Source organism: Streptomyces sparsogenes, from assembly GCF_001704635.1.
GTDB lineage: Bacteria > Actinomycetota > Actinomycetes > Streptomycetales > Streptomycetaceae > Streptomyces > Streptomyces sparsogenes.
This window is the reverse complement of the sequence record NZ_MAXF01000050.1, coordinates 18793-36206: the sequence shown is the minus strand read 5'-3', so window position 1 is coordinate 36206 and position 17414 is coordinate 18793. Positions and strand designations below refer to the sequence as shown.

General features: G+C 69.9%; 12 protein-coding genes and 2 rRNA genes. 4 read left to right on the top strand and 10 right to left on the bottom strand.

Annotated features, from left to right (window positions below):
- Together BBH68_RS11240 and rrf are read left to right on the top strand one after the other, a co-directional pair.
- A 23S ribosomal RNA gene (locus BBH68_RS11240) occupies positions 1-2668 on the top strand; the annotation flags it as partial.
- Between the two features lie 89 nt (positions 2669-2757).
- Positions 2758-2874: ribosomal RNA gene (rrf, locus tag BBH68_RS11235) — 5S ribosomal RNA — on the top strand.
- Between the two features lie 73 nt (positions 2875-2947).
- On the opposite strand, the gene BBH68_RS11230 is transcribed toward rrf, so the two are convergent.
- From BBH68_RS11230 to BBH68_RS11190, 9 genes are all read right to left on the bottom strand, one after another.
- The gene (locus tag BBH68_RS11230) at positions 2948-4123 is read right to left on the bottom strand and encodes an RNA polymerase sigma factor (protein WP_065961293.1); all 1176 of its coding nucleotides are present in this window, start codon (positions 4121-4123) and stop codon (positions 2948-2950) included.
- 14 nt (positions 4124-4137) lie between these two features.
- Positions 4138-4545, bottom strand: a complete 408-nt coding sequence (locus tag BBH68_RS11225) for a YciI family protein (protein ID WP_065961283.1) — start codon at positions 4543-4545, stop codon at positions 4138-4140.
- Between the two features lie 143 nt (positions 4546-4688).
- The gene (locus BBH68_RS43020; protein WP_425428807.1) at positions 4689-7100 is read right to left on the bottom strand and encodes a hypothetical protein; all 2412 of its coding nucleotides are present in this window, start codon (positions 7098-7100) and stop codon (positions 4689-4691) included.
- A gap of 1 nt (position 7101) precedes the next feature.
- Positions 7102-8541, bottom strand: coding sequence for an ATP-binding protein (locus tag BBH68_RS11215; protein ID WP_065961281.1), 1440 nt, complete (start codon positions 8539-8541; stop codon positions 7102-7104).
- Positions 8542-8577: 36 nt separating this feature from the next.
- The gene (locus BBH68_RS11210) at positions 8578-10131 is read right to left on the bottom strand and encodes an SCO6880 family protein (protein ID WP_104531280.1); all 1554 of its coding nucleotides are present in this window, start codon (positions 10129-10131) and stop codon (positions 8578-8580) included.
- Between the two features lie 2 nt (positions 10132-10133).
- Positions 10134-11468 carry a hypothetical protein gene (locus tag BBH68_RS11205; protein WP_065961278.1) on the bottom strand — a complete coding sequence of 445 codons (1335 nt, stop codon included), beginning with the start codon at positions 11466-11468 and terminating at the stop codon, positions 10134-10136.
- Entirely contained in the window at positions 11458-12348 is an 891-nt protein-coding gene (locus BBH68_RS11200) for a DUF8175 domain-containg protein (RefSeq protein ID WP_065961276.1), read from the bottom strand. Before BBH68_RS11200 ends, BBH68_RS11205 begins: the two co-directional genes overlap by 11 nt.
- A gap of 331 nt (positions 12349-12679) precedes the next feature.
- On the bottom strand, positions 12680-12988 hold the full coding sequence (locus tag BBH68_RS11195; protein ID WP_065961275.1) for a hypothetical protein: 309 nt from the start codon (positions 12986-12988) through the stop codon (positions 12680-12682).
- Positions 12989-13325: 337 nt separating this feature from the next.
- Positions 13326-13532 (bottom strand): DUF397 domain-containing protein, encoded by a 207-nt coding sequence (locus BBH68_RS11190; protein WP_014177694.1) that lies wholly within the window; start codon positions 13530-13532, stop codon positions 13326-13328.
- 272 nt (positions 13533-13804) lie between these two features.
- Here BBH68_RS11190 and BBH68_RS11185 point away from each other — a divergent pair, with 272 nt between their 5' ends.
- Both BBH68_RS11185 and BBH68_RS11180 read left to right on the top strand, forming a co-directional pair.
- Positions 13805-14830, top strand: coding sequence for a C40 family peptidase (locus BBH68_RS11185; protein ID WP_076972249.1), 1026 nt, complete (start codon positions 13805-13807; stop codon positions 14828-14830).
- A gap of 200 nt (positions 14831-15030) precedes the next feature.
- Complete coding sequence (locus tag BBH68_RS11180; RefSeq protein WP_065961271.1) at positions 15031-15750, top strand: phosphatase PAP2 family protein; 720 nt, start codon at positions 15031-15033, stop codon at positions 15748-15750.
- A gap of 1 nt (position 15751) precedes the next feature.
- Here the strand turns inward: BBH68_RS11180 and BBH68_RS11175 are convergent, their stop codons facing one another.
- The gene (locus BBH68_RS11175; RefSeq protein WP_065961268.1) at positions 15752-17389 is read right to left on the bottom strand and encodes an FAD-binding oxidoreductase; all 1638 of its coding nucleotides are present in this window, start codon (positions 17387-17389) and stop codon (positions 15752-15754) included.
- Positions 17390-17414 lie beyond the last annotated feature (25 nt).

The window sequence follows — 17414 nt, the reverse complement described above, 5'->3', positions numbered from 1 at the left end:
CCCAAGTAGCACGGGGCCCGAGAAATCCCGTGTGAATCTGGCGGGACCACCCGCTAAGCCTAAATATTCCCTGGTGACCGATAGCGGATAGTACCGTGAGGGAATGGTGAAAAGTACCGCGGGAGCGGAGTGAAATAGTACCTGAAACCGTGTGCCTACAAGCCGTGGGAGCGTCGCGCAGGGACTTGTCCTTGCGTCGTGACTGCGTGCCTTTTGAAGAATGAGCCTGCGAGTTTGCGGTGTGTTGCGAGGTTAACCCGTGTGGGGAAGCCGTAGCGAAAGCGAGTCCGAATAGGGCGATTGAGTAGCGCGCCCAAGACCCGAAGCGGAGTGATCTAGCCATGGGCAGGTTGAAGCGGAGGTAAGACTTCGTGGAGGACCGAACCCACCAGGGTTGAAAACCTGGGGGATGACCTGTGGTTAGGGGTGAAAGGCCAATCAAACTCCGTGATAGCTGGTTCTCCCCGAAATGCATTTAGGTGCAGCGTCGTGTGTTTCTTGCCGGAGGTAGAGCACTGGATAGGCGATGGGCCCTACCGGGTTACTGACCTTAGCCAAACTCCGAATGCCGGTAAGTGAGAGCGCGGCAGTGAGACTGTGGGGGATAAGCTCCATGGTCGAGAGGGAAACAGCCCAGAGCATCGACTAAGGCCCCTAAGCGTGCGCTAAGTGGGAAAGGATGTGGAGTCGCAGAGACAACCAGGAGGTTGGCTTAGAAGCAGCCATCCTTGAAAGAGTGCGTAATAGCTCACTGGTCAAGTGATTCCGCGCCGACAATGTAGCGGGGCTCAAGCGTACCGCCGAAGTCGTGTCATTGCAGCATGAGGTCCAACGGCCGCTGTGATGGGTAGGGGAGCGTCGTGTGCCGGGTGAAGCAGCCGCGGAAGCGAGTTGTGGACGGTTCACGAGTGAGAATGCAGGCATGAGTAGCGATTCACACGTGAGAAACGTGTGCGCCGATTGACTAAGGGTTCCTGGGTCAAGCTGATCTGCCCAGGGTAAGTCGGGACCTAAGGCGAGGCCGACAGGCGTAGTCGATGGACAACCGGTTGATATTCCGGTACCCGCTTTGAAGCGCCAGCGCTGAACCAGGCGATGCTAAGTCCGTGAAGCCGCCCTGGATCCTTCGGGTGAAGGGGAGTGGTGGAGCCGACGGACCAGACTTGTAGTAGGTGAGCGATGGGGTGACGCAGGAAGGTAGTCCAGCCCGGGCGGTGGTTGTCCCGGGGTAAGGGTGTAGCCCGAGGGGTAGGTAAATCCGTCTCTCATATAAGGGTGAGACCTGATGCCGAGCCGATTGTGGTGAAGTGGATGATCCTATGCTGTCGAGAAAAGCCTCTAGCGAGTTTCATGGCGGCCCGTACCCTAAACCGACTCAGGTGGTCAGGTAGAGAATACCGAGGCGTTCGGGTGAACTATGGTTAAGGAACTCGGCAAAATGCCCCCGTAACTTCGGGAGAAGGGGGGCCATTGCTGGTGATGGGCCTTTGCGCTCGGAGCTGGTGGTGGCCGCAGAGACCAGCGAGAAGCGACTGTTTACTAAAAACACAGGTCCGTGCGAAGCCGTAAGGCGATGTATACGGACTGACGCCTGCCCGGTGCTGGAACGTTAAGGGGACCGGTTAGTCACATTTCGGTGTGGCGAAGCTGAGAACTTAAGCGCCAGTAAACGGCGGTGGTAACTATAACCATCCTAAGGTAGCGAAATTCCTTGTCGGGTAAGTTCCGACCTGCACGAATGGCGTAACGACTTCTCGACTGTCTCAACCATAGGCCCGGTGAAATTGCATTACGAGTAAAGATGCTCGTTTCGCGCAGCAGGACGGAAAGACCCCGGGACCTTTACTACAGCTTGATATTGGTGTTCGGTTCGGCTTGTGTAGGATAGGTGGGAGACTGTGAAGCCGTGACGCCAGTCATGGTGGAGTCGTTGTTGAAATACCACTCTGGTCGTGCTGGATGTCTAACCTGGGTCCGTGATCCGGATCAGGGACAGTGTCTGGTGGGTAGTTTAACTGGGGCGGTTGCCTCCTAAAGGGTAACGGAGGCGCCCAAAGGTTCCCTCAGCCTGGTTGGCAATCAGGTGTTGAGTGTAAGTGCACAAGGGAGCTTGACTGTGAGACCGACGGGTCGAGCAGGGACGAAAGTCGGGACTAGTGATCCGGCGGTGGCTTGTGGAAGCGCCGTCGCTCAACGGATAAAAGGTACCCCGGGGATAACAGGCTGATCTTCCCCAAGAGTCCATATCGACGGGATGGTTTGGCACCTCGATGTCGGCTCGTCGCATCCTGGGGCTGGAGTCGGTCCCAAGGGTTGGGCTGTTCGCCCATTAAAGCGGTACGCGAGCTGGGTTTAGAACGTCGTGAGACAGTTCGGTCCCTATCCGCTGTGCGCGTAGGAGTCTTGAGAAGGGCTGTCCCTAGTACGAGAGGACCGGGACGGACGAACCTCTGGTGTGCCAGTTGTTCTGCCAAGGGCATGGCTGGTTGGCTACGTTCGGGAGGGATAACCGCTGAAAGCATCTAAGCGGGAAGCCTGCTTCGAGATGAGGGCTCCCACCCACTTGATGGGGTAAGGCTCCCAGTAGACGACTGGGTTGATAGGCCAGATATGGAAGCCGGGTGACCGGTGGAGTTGACTGGTACTAATAGGCCGAGGGCTTGTCCTCAGTTGCTCGCGTCCACTGTGTTGGTTCTGAAGTAACGACCATGTGCTGACCCGTATACGGGTTGGGCTGGTTTGTTTTCTTCATAGTGTTTCGGTGGTCATTGCGTTAGGGAAACGCCCGGTTACATTCCGAACCCGGAAGCTAAGCCTTTCAGCGCCGATGGTACTGCAGGGGGGACCCTGTGGGAGAGTAGGACGCCGCCGAACAAATTTTGATAAGCCTCGGTCCCGAGTATCGGAAGATACTCGGGACCGAGGCTTTTTCGCGTTGGCGGCCGGGTCAGCGGGAGCGGTGGGCGTTGAGCCGGGCGGCCTGGCGCGTCAGGTAATCGCGTTCGGCGAGGTTGGGCGCCTTGTGGGCCGCCTCGGCGTACAGCCGTGCCGCCGTCGTCAGGTCGCCGTCGCGTTCATGCAGATACGCCGCCACCGCGGTGTAGCGGGGCAGGGGGTGCCCCCTGCCCGACGAGCTCGGGAAAGAGTCGTTCAGCGCCGCGAGCGCCGCCAGGCCGGCGCGCGGGCCGTCGGCCTCGCCGACGGCCACGGCACGGTTGAGCCGGACGACCGGGCTGTCGGTCAGGCCCACAAGCTCGTCGTACCACTCGACGATCTGCACCCAGTCGGTCTCCTCGGCCGTGGGGGCGTCGGCGTGGAGGGCCGCGATGGCGGCCTGGGCCTGGAATTCGCCCAGCCGGTCGCGGGCGAGGGCCGCCTGGAGGATCGTGACGCCCTCGGCGATCGACGCGGTGTCCCACCGGCCGCGGTCCTGTTCGGCGAGCGGCACGAGGCTGCCGTCGGGCGCGGTCCGGGTGGCGCGCCGGGCGTGGTGGAGCAGCATGAGGGCGAGCAGCCCCGCCACCTCGGGGTGGTCGATCGCGGCCGCGAGTTGCCGGGTGAGCCGGATGGCCTCGGCGGCCAGGTCGACATCGCCGGAGTAGCCCTCGTTGAAGACCAGGTAGAGGACGCGGAGCACGGTGGCGACGTCGCCGGGCTGGTCGAACCGCACGCCCGAGACCGTCCGCTTGGCACGGCTGATGCGCTGGGCCATGGTCGCCTCGGGCACCAGGTAGGCCTGGGCGATCTGGCGGGTGGTGAGCCCGCCGACGGCGCGCAGGGTGAGGGCGACCGCGGATGACGGCGTCAGCGACGGGTGGGCGCACAGGAAGTAGAGCTGGAGCGTGTCGTCCACCGAGGGCGCCGGCCCGGGCGCGGGCTCCTCGTCGACCAGGTCCTCACGCCGGCGGCGGGCGGTGTCCGCCCGGGTCGCGTCGAGGAACCGGCGCCAGGCGACCGTGATCAGCCAGCCCTTCGGGTCCCGTGGTGGGTCGGCCGGCCAGACGCGGACCGCCTCGACCAGCGCCTCCTGCACGGCATCCTCGGCCGCCGCGAAGTCGGCTCCGCGGCGGACGAGGATCCCCAGCACGCTCGGCGTGAGGCTCCGGAGGAGGGCCTCATCCATCGACATGGGCGAGGTCACTCCGTGATGGTGGGCGGCTCGGCCATGAACGGGCGCAGCTCCAGCCACTCGTGGATCGGCTTCCCGCCCGCCCCGGGGGCGGCCGACAGCTCCCCGGCCAGCTCGACGGCGCGCTCGTAGCGGTCCACGTCGATGATCATCCAGCCGGCGATGAGGTCCTTGGTCTCGGCGAACGGGCCGTCGGTGACCGGCGGGCGCCCCTCACCGTCGTAGCGGACCCACGACCCTTCGGGGGCGAGTGCCTGGGCGTCGACGAACTCGCCGGTCTGCTCGAGCCGGGCGGCGAAGTCCTGCATGAACTTGATGTGCGCCGAGATCTCCTCCGGGGTCCACTGGTCCATCGGCACGTCGTTGGCCGGGGCCGGGGCGCCGCGGTAGTGCTTGAGCAGCAGGTACTTGGCCATGGTGGTTCTCCTCGATGCTGGTGCGGCCCATTGTGGTCGCGTTCACCGCGGGGACGGAGCCGGTTGCCGGTTCTCGACATCGCCGCCAGAAAATTTTTTTCGGCTCTGGAGAGGAGCCGGGCGAGTCGTCCCGGTACCGCCTCTCAGCCGACCAGCGTGCGGTGCGGCCACCGCGCGCGGGCCTGCTCCTGGGAGCGCATCAGCGCCAGCGTGGGCAGGCCCAGGGAGGCGCCGTGGGCCAACAGGTCCGGCAGCTGGGGCAGCGGTGCGACGGCCGCGACATCGTCCAGGACGAGGGTGAGTGGTGGGTCGAGCCGACCGGAGGATGACCGTTCGGCCATGCGCCGGCCGTGCTCGACCACGTGCGAGGCGAGTGCGGTCAGCAAAGGCATCGCACCCGGATGGGTCCGCGGATCCTCGATGGATTCGCCCATCACATACAGCGTTCCCCCTTCGCCCACAAATGACTCCAACGCGAGGGCGTCGGACCGGCCCGGATTGCAGGCGTCCCGGATGTGGATCGACGACAGCGCCGCGAGGGCACGGGCCGTCAACTCCTGGGCCATGTCCCGGCGCTCGGGGTGCGCGGTGAGCGTCGCCTCCAGCTCGCCCGCGGCGCCCCCCGCGGCCTTCGCATGGGTCCTGAGGATCCGCACCGGCTCGTGTGCCGAGTTGCCCTGGGCCCAGCGGTGGACGTGGCGGAACGGGCGGCCGTCCACGGCGGCCGCGTGCAGCCAGCAGCGGAGCATGGTCTCCGCGGCCTCCGCCATGGGCCTGTCGACGGCGTGGAGGGGGCGTACGGGGGCGAGGAGCGCGGCGGCGCGGGTCGCGGCGACATCGCGGGACTCACAGCCCGCCGCGGGGTTCCAGCGCAGCCGGGCCGGGGTGTCGAGGAGGTGGGACGGGTCGAAGACGTGGGTGGGGCCGAACTTGGCCCGTGCGTCCTTGGTCCCCGCCCACAGGGCGGCGTCGCTGGTGACGACCAGGACCGGGCCGACGGCGTCCAGGACGGCCTGCGACGCGGCGTCCCCGCGCTGGGTGCCGTAGAGGACCCGGGAGTGCGCCGGCGCCTCGGCCCCGGGGAAGCCAGGGCCGCCGCGCGGGGTGGGCACCGGCTGGGGCGCGGCCGCCGCGACCCCGGAGGCCGGCCCCGCGCTCGGAGCCTCCGGGCCGCCGGGGCCGACCCAACTGCCCGGGCCGCCGGGGCTGTGGGGGCCGCCGGGGCTGCCGGGGCCGCCGGGGCTGTAGTTGCCGTCGGGGCCGCCAGGGGCGTGGGTGGCACCCGGGCCGCTGGCGCCGTCCGCGCTGTGGGTGTCGGGGGCGCCGCCGGGGCCGCCAGGGCCGGGGGTGCCGCCCGGGCCGCCAGCGCCGCCGGGGCCGCCTGGGCCGGGGGTGCCGCCCGCTCTGTAGGTGTCGGCCGCGCCGCCGGGGTCAAGGGTGGCGCCAGAGCCGCTCCATGCGCTTGCCCGCTGTTCGGCGATGGGGCGCTGTGCTGCGGCTCCCGGGTCGCCGTTCCATGGCCCGTACGCGGTCGCCGGGGGGCCCGGCTGTCCGGTGCCGGGCGCGCCGGGGTGCGCCCCTACGGGGCCGTGGCCGGGCGCCGGGTGCGGTCCGGTGCCGGGCGTGCCCTGGTCGGCCCACTGCTCGGCGGTACGGCCGCCGACGGCTGTGCCCTCGGCGGCCGTACCGCCGAGGACGCCTCCCGGCCGTCCCTGGGCCGCGTGCGCGCCATGGCCCGCCGCGTCGGCGGCTGCGGCGTTCCACCCCGCCGAGGAGGCCGCCGGGGCGCCCCCGGACGGGCCCGCCTCGGGTGCCGGGGCGTCGTACGCGTACGGGCGGCCCGGCACTGCCGGGCCCGTCGCGCCGCCGAGAGCCGTGGCGTCCCGCCCTGGCCCTTGCCCGGGCCCCGGTGCCTGCGCCGGGGGTGACGCTGCTCCCGCCCCATCCGCTCCGTCTGCTCCGCGCCCTGCGTGCCCTGCGGTGTGGCGGTGCCCGTGCCCGCGCGGGTGGGCCGAGGCGTCCGTCCCGGGGGCGTACTCGTGGCCTCCGACGGCCTCCCACCGGGCCGCGCGGCGCTTGGCACGGACCGCGCGATAGCGGGTGACCGTGCCGATGGCGAACACCGACAGCACGATCAGCACCATCAGCTCGCTGATGAACAGGCCCCAGAACAGCCCGTATCCCGACAGCTGCTCCTTCGGCGTGTCCGGCCAGGCCGCCGCCAGGTCGTGGGGGCGCTGGACCAGCGCGCGCATCGCCAGTGGCGTGCGGAGGAAGCGCACGCCGTCCGGCCAGGCGCCGTGGGCGAAGAGCCCGGCCAGCCCCGTCGCTGACCACGCCAGGCCCGTCAGCCCGAGCAGGAAGGCGAAGGAGCCGACCAGCAGCCCGTCCGGGATCCCGCCGCCGCCCCGCGCGGCCGGCGGGGGCCCGCCCGGCCCGCCGGGGCCCTCGTAGCCCGAACCGCCGTATCCCTGTCCGTCGCGCCCCTGCCCGCCGTGCCCCTGTCCGCCGCGCCCAGGGCCGCCCTGCCCGCCGTGGACCCGCCCCGCCGCCACGTCAGGCCACCGTCGAACCGTACGAGGGCCCGCCGTACGCGTCCGCCTCGGCGGCTTCCTGGGCGAGCCGCTGCTCCACGGCCGCGGCCGCCCGCTCCTCGGCCTCCGCTTCGGCGTCGGCGGCCAGTTGGAGGGCCAGCGCGTCCTCCGTCATCGCCCGGTCGGTGTAGACGAGCGGCCGCTCGGCCTCGGTGATCAGGTGCTTGACGACCTGGACGTTGCCGTTGACGTCCCAGACCGCGATGCCGGGCGTCAGGGTCGGGATGATCTCGACGGCCCAGCGCGGCAGGCCCAGCACCCGGCCCGTGGCCCGCGCCTCGTCGGCCTTCTGGGCGTAGATGGTCCGGGTCGACGCCATCTTGAGTATCGCCGCGGCCTCCCGCGCCGCCGCGCCGTCGACCACGTCGGACAGGTGGTGGACGACGGCGACGAAGGACAGGCCGAGCCGGCGCCCGAACTTCAGCAGGCGCTGGAAGAGCTGCGCGACAAACGGCGAGTTGATGATGTGCCAGGCCTCTTCGACCAGGAAGATGCGCTTCTTGCGGTCCGGCCGGATCCAGGTGTGCTCCAGCCACACGCCGACGATCGCCATCAGGATCGGCATGGCGATCGAGTTGCGGTCGATGTGGGAGAGGTCGAAGACGATGAGCGGGGCGCTGAGGTCGATGCCCGCCGTCGTCGGGCCGTCGAACATGCCGCGCAGGTCGCCGTCGACGAGCCGGTCGAGCACCAGGGCGACGTCGAGGCCCCAGGCCCGCACGTCGTCTATGTCGACGTTCATCGCCTCAGCCGAATCCGCCTCGGGGTGGCGCAGCTGCTCGACGATGTCGGTCAGCACCGGCTGGCGGTCGACGATGGTCTGGTTGACGTACGCGTGGGCGACCTTGAGGGCGAACCCGGAGCGCTCGTCGAGGCCATGACCCATCGCCACCTCGATGATCGTGCGGAGCAGCGCCAGCTGGCCCGTCGAGGTGATCGCGGGGTCGAGGGGGTTGAGGCGGATGCCGCCGTCCAGGGCGGCCATCGGGTCGAGCCGGATGGGGGTGATGCCCAGCTCCTCGGCGATCAGGTTCCACTCGCCGACGCCGTCCTCGCCCTGGGCGTCGAGCACCACGACCTGACGGTCGCGGAACCGCAGCTGCCGCAGGACGTAGGTCTTCTCCAGGGCCGACTTGCCGTTTCCGGACTCGCCGAGGACCAGCCAGTGGGGGGCGGGCAGCTGCTGCCCGTACAGCTGGAACGGGTCATAGATGTACCCCTTGCCGGAGTACACCTCCCGCCCGATGATCACGCCCGAGTCGCCCAGGCCCGGTGCGGCGGTGGGCAGGTAGACGGCCTGTGCCTGCCCCGTGGACGTGCGGACCGGCAGCCGGGTCGTCTCCACCTTCCCGAACAGGAAGCTGGTGAACGCTTCGGTGATGGCGCCAATCGGATCGGCCACGGCGGAGCCCCTATCGTCCCAGTCGTCTCTATCGCTCTATCGCCGGATGCCGGTCGCGAACGGCAGCGTGTTCACAAAGGCCCGGTGGTGCTCGCGGTCGCACCACTCGAGCTTCAGATAGCTCTTGCCCGCCGAGGCCCGGATGGTCCGCTTGTCGCGGGCGAGGGCCTCGGGGGAGCGGGAGGAGACGGTGATGTAGCCGACGAGGTTGACGCCCGCGGCGCCGCTGGCCAGGTCCTCGCCGCGCTGGTCGAGCCGGCCGTGCGCGGCGATGTCGCGCGGGTCGACGGTGCGGTTCATCTTGGCGGCGCGGCTGGCTTCCGCCTCGTCGTTCGTCTTCTCCGTCAGCATCCGCTCGATCGCGATCTCGGTCGGCTCCAGGTCCATGCAGACCGCGACCGTACGGATGACGTCGGGGGTGTGGACCAGCAGCGGTGCCAGGAAGTTGACCCCGACCGGGGTCATCGGCCACTCCTTCACCCAGGCCGTGGCGTGGCACCAGGGCTCGCGGGTGCTCGACTCGCGGGTCTTGGCCTGAAGGTACGTGGGCTCCATCGCGTCCAGCTCGGCCGGCCAGGCGTTCCGCTGGGTCATGGCCTGGATGTGGTCGATGGGGTGGTCCGGGTCGTACATGGAGTGGATGAGCGAGGCCAGCCGGCCCTGGCCGAGCGGCTGCCGCACCCGGATGTCGGCCTCGGCGAGCCGGGCGCAGATGTCGGTCAGCTCGCGGGCCATGACCACGGCCAGGCCCGCGTCCTTGTCGAGCTTGCGGCCGCCGGCGCTGGGGCGGGTGGCGCGGGCGATGGCCTGGGCCTCGGCCGCCAGCTCGCGGGTGTAGTGCATGCAGGCGACCAGATAGGCGCGGTGCTGCTCGGAGGAGGTGGAGACCATCGACTGCAGCTGGTCGTAGGAGTCCTTGAGCCAGGCGGGGGCCTCCTCGTCGCCGCGCCGCTCCACGTCCTTGGCGTGCGCGTCGGGGTCGGCGGGGAGGGTGCGGGCCAGCATCTGCAGGCGGGTCACGAAGCCGTCGCCGTTGGCGACGTGCTTGAGCAGCGTGCCGAACCGGTCGACCAGCGCCTCCTGGTCCTCGCTGTCCCGCAGGCCGACGCCGGGGCCCTCGATCTCGATGGCGGCGGTGACGGTGCGGCGGTCGGCGTGCAGCAGGACCGCGATCTCGTCGGGGCCGAAGGGGGCCGCGAGCCAGTTGATCCGGCCGATGCCGGGCGGCGGGCCGACCTCGATCTCGCGGCCGTCCAGGCGGGTGCCGGCCTCGGCGGCGGCGGAGCGGTAGGTGGCGCCTCTGCGCACGGTGCGCTTGTAGGAGCGGTTGATCTCGAACCACTTGTAGAAGGTGCGGCCGTTGTACGGGACGTACACGGCGGCCAGGGCGAGGGTCGGGAAGCCCACCAGGGTGGCGATGCGCAGCGTGAGCACCGGGACCAGCAGCCCGCACATCATCCCGAGGAACGCGCCCCCGATGATCAGCGCGATCTCGCCGGTCTCACGGTTCTTGCCGACGATCGCGCTGGGGCGGGCGCGCCCGATCAGATATGTGCGGCGAGGCGCGATGGGGTGGGACTGGGCCTCGATCGTCACCGGCGGTCACCTCCTGGGTTGTTGCTGGAACCGCGGTTCTGCGCGCGGGCCGCGGCGGCGGCCCCGCCGCCTGTGCCCCCCGCGCCGCCGGGGCGTGCAGCACCGCCCCCGCCTGCTCCGCCCTGGCCGCCGCGGGAGCTGTGGGCGGCGACGCCGCCGGAGACCGGGTTGGCGGGCTTCGCCTGCCCGGGGCGGGCCGCCGCCCCGCCCCCGCCGCCGTCGCCGCCGCCGCGGGCGCTGTGGGTGTTGATGCCCTGCTTCACGAGCGCGGCGGGAGAGCTGATGATCGCGGCGGCCTGCCGGGACGCCGGGTCCGCGCTGGCGCTGCGGGCCTTGACGATCTCATCGCCGAAGCCGGGCACGAAGCGGTAGATCATGGCGCTGGCGAAGATGGCGAGGATGATGATCGCGAGTCCGGAGACGACGGCCGAGAAGGCGTCGGGCCCCTTGTCGGACGTGGACAGCGCCCCGGCGAGGGCGAGCACTATCACGACCACGGGCTTGACCAGAATCACCGCGATCATGAGCCCCGCCCAGCGGCGCACATGCCCCCACATGTTCTTGTCGACGAGACCCGAGTAGACGGCGGTGCCCAGCAGCGCGCCCACGTAGAGGAGGGCGGCGCGGATCACGAGCTCGAGGCAGAGCACACCGGCCGCGAGGATGGTCACCAGCGACACGACGATGAGCATGATCGGCCCGCCGCCGATGTCCTCGTCCTTCTTCAGGGCCTCGGCGAACGAGCCGAAGAAGGCGTCGTTGTCCGCGCCGGTGCCCGAGGCGATGGCCTCGGTGACGGCGTCGGTCGCCGTGACGACCGTATAGAGGATCAGCGGGGTGAAGGCCGAGGCGAGCACCGTCAGCCAGAGGAAACCTATGGCCTCCGACAGCGCCTCGCCGAGCGGCGCCCCGCGGATGGCGCGCTTGGCGACGGCGAGCAGCCAGAGGATGAGGGTGAGGACGGTCGAGGCGGCGAAGACGACGGCGTACTGGCGGAGGAATGCCTCGTTAGTGAAGTCGACGGTCGCCGTGTCCTTGACGAGGTCGGAGAGCTTGCCGACGAGCCAGGAGGCGGCGTTGGCGCAGCCGCGGGCGAGGGAGGCGGCGGGGTCGAGGGGGGAGGTGGGGTCGGATGGGTCGGGCGAGGTCTGCTCACGTCCGCAGTTGTGCTTGTTCGGCCCGACGATGAGGTCGCAGTTGCCCTTCCCTGACGGGCTTGACGACGGGTCGGGATCGGCAGCGGCTCGGGTGGCCAGGAGCACGGCAGCCGTCTGCAGGGCTACCAGGGCGCCGGTGACCGTGAGAGCACGGCGGTGTGGGCTAGCGGGCATAGGTGAACCCTCCGTACTCCTCGACTGCCTTGGCGATCTCGTCGGCCGTGGAAGCGGTCCGGTCGCTGTTGACGGGCGCTGGGCCGTTCTTCTGGGAGTAGCTCTCGGTCTTCCAGTCGTTGCCCACCCAGCGCAGCTTGAGCGTCATGGTGAACCAGTCGTTGGTGACCGGAGTCTTCGAGCCCTCTCCCGCCGTGCCGAACACTCCTGTGCACCAGACCGCGACCGTCGCGGTGCCGTCCGCGTATTTCGTGATCTTGGTGCCGACAGGGGCGGTGCGTGAGACGTAGGTCAGCCCCTCGGCGGCCTTGCCGTTTTGGTCAAGGCCGAGCTTCTGCAGAAAGTCCGTGGAATAGGCCTTGTCGAGCTTGTCCTGGAGCGGTCCGGCCGCCGCGCTCGTGAAGACCCGCGGCACGATCTCATGGCGGCGGTCCCGGTTGAGCATGTCGGCCGACCCCAGCGCCACCGCGTAATTCGCCGCCGCGCTCTGCGCCCCCTGCTCCGTCTTGGCGAACCCCGACGCGATCCCCGTCACGGTGTCCTTCCCCTCCACGGGGCGCTCGCCCGTCGGGGCGGTGGACCCGCTGGTCGCGCTGGTGCCTCCCGGGCCGTCGGAGCCTGCGTCCGTGGAGTCGTCTCCGCCGCCTCGGTTGGCGAAGGCGATGGCCGCGATGAGCAGCACGACGACGCTCACCACGGTGACCAGGTTGCGGCTGGGCTTGCCGGGGCGGGAGGTGCCTCGGCGGGGTGGGGCGAACGGGTCGTCGTCGCCTTCGGGGAGGCGGGTGCGCGTCAGGTGGCCGCCGGAGGACGGGCCGCCCGTGCGGGTCGGGTCCTGGCCGTAGTCCCCGCCGTATCCGTCATCGCCGCCCAGACTCATCGCACGTACGCCCCTTCAAACGTGTCAACCGTGACAGCCGCGCCGACCGCCCCAGCCGCCCCAACCGTGACAGCCGCCCCAGCCGCGTCGGCCGCGACAGCCGTGGTCGCTCGCCGGCCACCCCCATACGACGGTAGCGGCGCGGAGTGACGGTGGTGCGCGACGGTGTGAGTGGACATCAAGCTGACACGACCTCAAGGAGCGAAGCGGGCATCAGGGAGCAGCCTCGTGGTGGGGAGGTGGATCGGGCGGGGGCTCGGGGGTGGAGGCCTCGGGACGGGGGGTGCGCCGCGCGTGGGGGGTCGGCTCTGCGGGTGGGTGGTGTGGAGCGCTAGACAGCCATGCCGTACACGATCGTGAAGACAGTGCCCAGGGATCCGATGATGAACACACCGGTCAGGCCGGCGACGATCAGGCCCTTGCCCTGTTCGGCGCTGAAGGTGTCGCGCAGCGCGGTCGCGCCGATCCGCTGTTTGGCCGCGCCCCAGATGGCGATGCCGAAGCAGAGCAGCAGGGCGACGGCCATCACCACCTCGATCATGACGCGGGCCTCGCCGCCCAGGTCGCCGAAGGGGCCCCAGTCTGGGGCGATTCCGCCGATGATGGTGTCGATGTCGCCCTTGTCGGCCGCTAGAAACATAGAACTCACCGCCCCTTATGGGTAGTTGCGTGCCTCCGTCGGTTGGCACATGCCAGCCTCTATCTTCGCTGACGATTCCGCTTCCGCATGTCGACTTGGCGGCATTTCTTGGCGGATCTCGTACGTGTTGTGGACCACGATGACCTGGTCGGCGTACGAAAGCGTCAATGTGGGGCCCGCTGGCTACTGTGTGTATCACGCACATGAGCGCTGGGCAATGATCGATGTCGGGGGCTCGGGCTCCGGCTCGGGGTCGCGGTTCGGGCTCCGGCTCGCGGTTCGGCGGTCCTTCCTCTCCGCCTCCGCTTCTCGTCCGGCTCCTCCCCCGCGCTCCCCCTCACTCCTCCGCGAAGTCGTCGAACTCGCCCGCCTTGACCCCCTTGATGAACGCCTCCCACTTGGCCTGGGTCGTCACCACGATGTTGTCGGGGTCGTTGCTCTCGCGCATGTAGATCCGGCCATCGGGGCCCGCGGCCACCTCCAGGTAGGCCTCCTGCTCCCCGTCCTCCGGGGTCGTGGCCCGCTGCCAGTCGAGCTGTGTCATCGCATGGTCCTTACGGGGTGAGGTAGGGGCGTCTGGGATCCGGCGTGTGAGGTGCTCGGACGGGCCGGACTCTACGCGCTCCGGGCGCCCAGGGGAGGCGGTCGCGGGGCGGGGCCGGGCGTACCGGGGGCAGGGGCGGGGCGCACGAGGAGGGTCGAGGGGAGGGTCACGCGGAGAGGGGGGTGCGGGCGGCCTGCCTCGCCCGTATGGTTTCGGCTGGCGAGCGGCGGAATTTCGCCGTACGTGCGGAAACACGTTCGTATGACGTGCAGATGGGGGAGGATGGGCGGGTGCGCAAGGTCTGGCTGGGCGTCAGTGTCGCTTTCGGGGTCTCCTTCTCTCTCGTCGCGCTCCTTGTCATCGGTACGTACATGGTCGCCGCGGACCTGGCGGGCGGCGGGAGCGGTACGACGGTCGGGCTGGCCAAGGGGGCCGTTCCCGCCGCGTACCAGCCACTGGTCCAGAAGTGGGGGAACCTCTGCCCCGCGATCAACCCGGCCCTGCTCGCCGCGCAGCTCTACCAGGAGAGCGGCTGGAACGCGAAGGCGCAGAGCCCGGCCAACGCCAAGGGGATCGCGCAGTTCATTCCGGCCACCTGGGCCTCCCACGGCGTGGACGGCGACAAGGACGGCGACCGGGACATCTGGGACCCGCAGGACGCGATCCCGTCGGCGGCCGCCTATGACTGCTCGCTCGCGAAGTACGTGAAGGACGTCCCGGGCGATCTGACGCACAACATGCTGGCCTCCTACAACGCCGGCGCGTACGCGGTGATCAAGTACTCCGGCGTGCCGCCCTACCGGGAGACCCAGAACTATGTGAAGACCATCACCACCCTGGCCAAGAGCTTCGCGGCGCCCGTCCAGAAGGTGCGGCCCTCGCAGCAGTCGGCCGCGGCGATCTACTTCGCGCAGAAGCAGCTCGGGAAGCCGTATCTGTGGGGCGGCGACGGGACCCCGGAGGACGGCGGGCGGTTCGACTGCTCCGGGCTGACCAAGGCGGCGTACAAGACCGTCGGGATCGATCTGCCGCGCGTCGCGAACGACCAGTGGAACGCCGGGCCGCATCCCAAGCGGGACGAGCTGCTCCCCGGTGACCTGGTCTTCTTCGCGTACGACCTGGACGACCCGAGATCCATCCACCACGTGGGGATCTATGTCGGTGGCGGACAGATGATCAACGCCCCGTACACTGGTGCCGTGATCCGGTACGACAAGATCGACACGCCGGACTACATCGGTGCGACGCGGGTGACCAAAGATGGCGCAAAAGCGTTGCCGACGGCGAACTCCGCATAAAGCCTCCGCCCTGAACTGCGACGATGGGTCACCCTTCGGTAACGTCCTGGTGATCGTTGGGTAGAGAGCGGAACGCCTCGCTCGATGAGGGCGTTCCCTGGAAGAGGATCGGCAGCGGAGACATCGGCTACCGATCGCGTTTGCCAACGGGGGCCGGTAGCCGCATGTAGCGACGGGCAAGAGATAAGGGGCCACGACACATGGCTGGACTCGCACTGGACGGGTCGAACCCTGATGTCAGCCTGCTCTACGACATCAATGGACTCGCCAAGGACGCCCCGCACTGGTTCGACCGCGTCATGGAGTTCGTCGGCGAGTACGGGATCATCATCGGGCTCGCCGTGGTGTTGCTCGGCGCGTGGTGGAGCGTGCGCAGGCGTCCGAAGGACGCGCCGTCCGCCGTCGCCGGGCTGGTGTGGGCGCCGCTGGCCGCGGGCCTGGCGCTGCTCGCCAACATCCCGATCCGGGAGTTCGTGGAGCGGCCGCGCCCCTTCAAGGATCATCAGGGGCTGGACGTCCTGGTCGCGGGCAAGTCCGACTTCTCCTTCGTCAGCGACCACGCGACGCTGACCATGGCGCTCGCCGTGGGCGTGTTCATGGTCAGCCGGACCTATGGGCTGGCCGCGATCGGCCTCGCGCTGCTGGAAGGGTTCTGCCGCGTCTACATGGGCGTCCACTACCCGACGGACGTCATCGGCGGGTTCGCGCTGGGCACGGCGGTCGCGCTGCTGCTGGCGCCGCTCGCGATGATGCTGCTGACCCCGCTGACGACGGCGATCGCCGGCTCGCGGGCCGCCTGGCTGGTACGGGCCGGGAAGGCCCCCGCGGCCGGGGAGGCCGCGGGGGAGGACGTACCGGAACTCTCCGGGTCGTCCCGGGCGCCCCGGAGCGAGCGCCGTCACAAGGACCTGGCGGCCTGACTCACAGCGCCTGCGGGAACTCGAACAGCCGGTCCGGGTCGTAACGTTTCTTCAGCTTGGTCAGCCGGTCCGCCGCCGAGCCGTAGTACGCGGTGCGCCAGTCCTTGAGCGAGGCGTCCGTGTAGTTCTGGTAGGCCGCCCCCGACGCATGGCGCCGCATCGCCGTGTGGACGCCGTCGAGCCAGGAGAGCTGCGCGGTCCCGGCCCCGCCGGCCGCCCAGGAGGCGGTGTACTGGGCCAGGAAGCGCGACCGGCGGTGGACGAAGGCGGTGGCCAGGGGCGCGACGCGGTTGACGGCGCCGCCGAGCGCGGTGAGCGCGATGCTGACCGCGCCTCCGCCGCTCGTACGGCGTCCGTAGGCCTCCACCTGGCCGAGCATCGCGCGCACGCCCGCCTCGCTCAGCGAGCGGGCGTAGAAGTCGGAGCGGGCCGCGTACGTCTCGCGCCGCAGGACCCCGGAGGAGCTGCGGCCCGGGGTGCTGCCCGGGAGGTGGCACTGGGTGGTGCCGGTGTTGCCGCAGCCGGCGTACATCCGCATCGCCTCCACATAGCCGCGGCGGCGCAGCGAGACGCTCCTGGCGGGGCCGGGGCCGCCCGGGCCGTCGGCGAGCCGGTCGACGGCGTTCTGCAGCTCGCCGTAGGTGCCGAGCGAGAAGCAGCTCACCGAGACGGTCGGCGTCCGTCCGGGGGAGGCCTCCAGGTGGAGCGCCGACCAGATCTCGTCCGGCTGGTCCGGGCCCCACTTCTGCCAGGCGCGCAGCACCGTTGCGGCCTTGGACCACGGCCAGGTCATGTAGCAGGTGACGCCGTCGGCGGCCTTGTGGGTGCGGAAGCGGAGTTCCGTGACGACGCCGAAGTTGCCGTTGCCGGCGCCCCGCAGGGCCCAGAACAGATCGGGCTCGCGGTCCTTGGACACCTGGAGGGTCCGGCCGTCCGCGGTGACGATGGTCGCGCCGGTGAGGTTGTCGGAGGTGAGCCCGTACGCCCGGGAGACCACGCCGTGCCCGCCGCCGAGGGTCAGGCCGGAGATGCCGACGGTGGGGCAGGAGCCGCCGGGCACGGTGACGCCCGACGCGCCCAGGGAGGTGTAGACGTCGATGAGCTTGGCGCCCGCGCCGATCCGGGCCTCGCCGGAGGAGGTGCGGATGGACTTGAGCGCGGAGACGTCGATGACGAGCCGGCCGTCGCCGCTGGACCAGCCCGCGTAGCTGTGGCCTCCGTTGCGGATGGCGACGGGGGCGCCGTGGCGGCGGGCGAAGTCCAGGCACTCGGCGATGTCCGAGGTGGTGGAGACATAGGCGACGGCGGCGGGCCGCAGCCGGTCGAAGCGGGTGTTGTAGAGCTGGCGGGCGGTGGCGTAGTCGGCGTCGCCGGGGCGTATCAGGTCGCCCCGCAGGCCCTTGCCCAGCGCGGTCCAGTCGGCGGCCCGCGGCTTGCCGTCGGTGCCGCCGGCGGAGACCGAAGCGGAAGCGGAAGTGGAGCGGGACGCCGAGCCCGCGTCGGAGGCGTCCGAGGCGGAGGCGCGGGCGGACGGGTCGCCCTCGCCCGCCGCCTGTCCCGAGTCCTTGCTGCACGCGGCGGCCCAGCCCCCCGTGGTCGCCAGTGCCGTGCCCGCTGCCAGTAGTGTCCGCCGGTTCATGGCGGCCTCCCGTCCCACTTGACGC

Bases quoted from the DNA above. Each gene is read 5' to 3' on its own strand.
- BBH68_RS11230 (WP_065961293.1), bottom strand. From the start codon at position 4,123: ATGGATGAGGCCCTCCTCCGGAGCCTCACGCCGAGCGTGCTGGGGATC.
- BBH68_RS11225 (WP_065961283.1), bottom strand. From the start codon at position 4,545: ATGGCCAAGTACCTGCTGCTCAAGCACTACCGCGGCGCCCCGGCCCCG.
- BBH68_RS11205 (WP_065961278.1), bottom strand. From the start codon at position 11,468: ATGCCCGCTAGCCCACACCGCCGTGCTCTCACGGTCACCGGCGCCCTG.
- BBH68_RS11200 (WP_065961276.1), bottom strand. From the start codon at position 12,348: ATGAGTCTGGGCGGCGATGACGGATACGGCGGGGACTACGGCCAGGAC.
- BBH68_RS11195 (WP_065961275.1), bottom strand. From the start codon at position 12,988: ATGTTTCTAGCGGCCGACAAGGGCGACATCGACACCATCATCGGCGGA.
- BBH68_RS11190 (WP_014177694.1), bottom strand. From the start codon at position 13,532: ATGACACAGCTCGACTGGCAGCGGGCCACGACCCCGGAGGACGGGGAG.
- BBH68_RS11185 (WP_076972249.1), top strand. From the start codon at position 13,805: ATGGGGGAGGATGGGCGGGTGCGCAAGGTCTGGCTGGGCGTCAGTGTC.
- BBH68_RS11180 (WP_065961271.1), top strand. From the start codon at position 15,031: ATGGCTGGACTCGCACTGGACGGGTCGAACCCTGATGTCAGCCTGCTC.
- BBH68_RS11175 (WP_065961268.1), bottom strand. From the start codon at position 17,389: ATGAACCGGCGGACACTACTGGCAGCGGGCACGGCACTGGCGACCACG.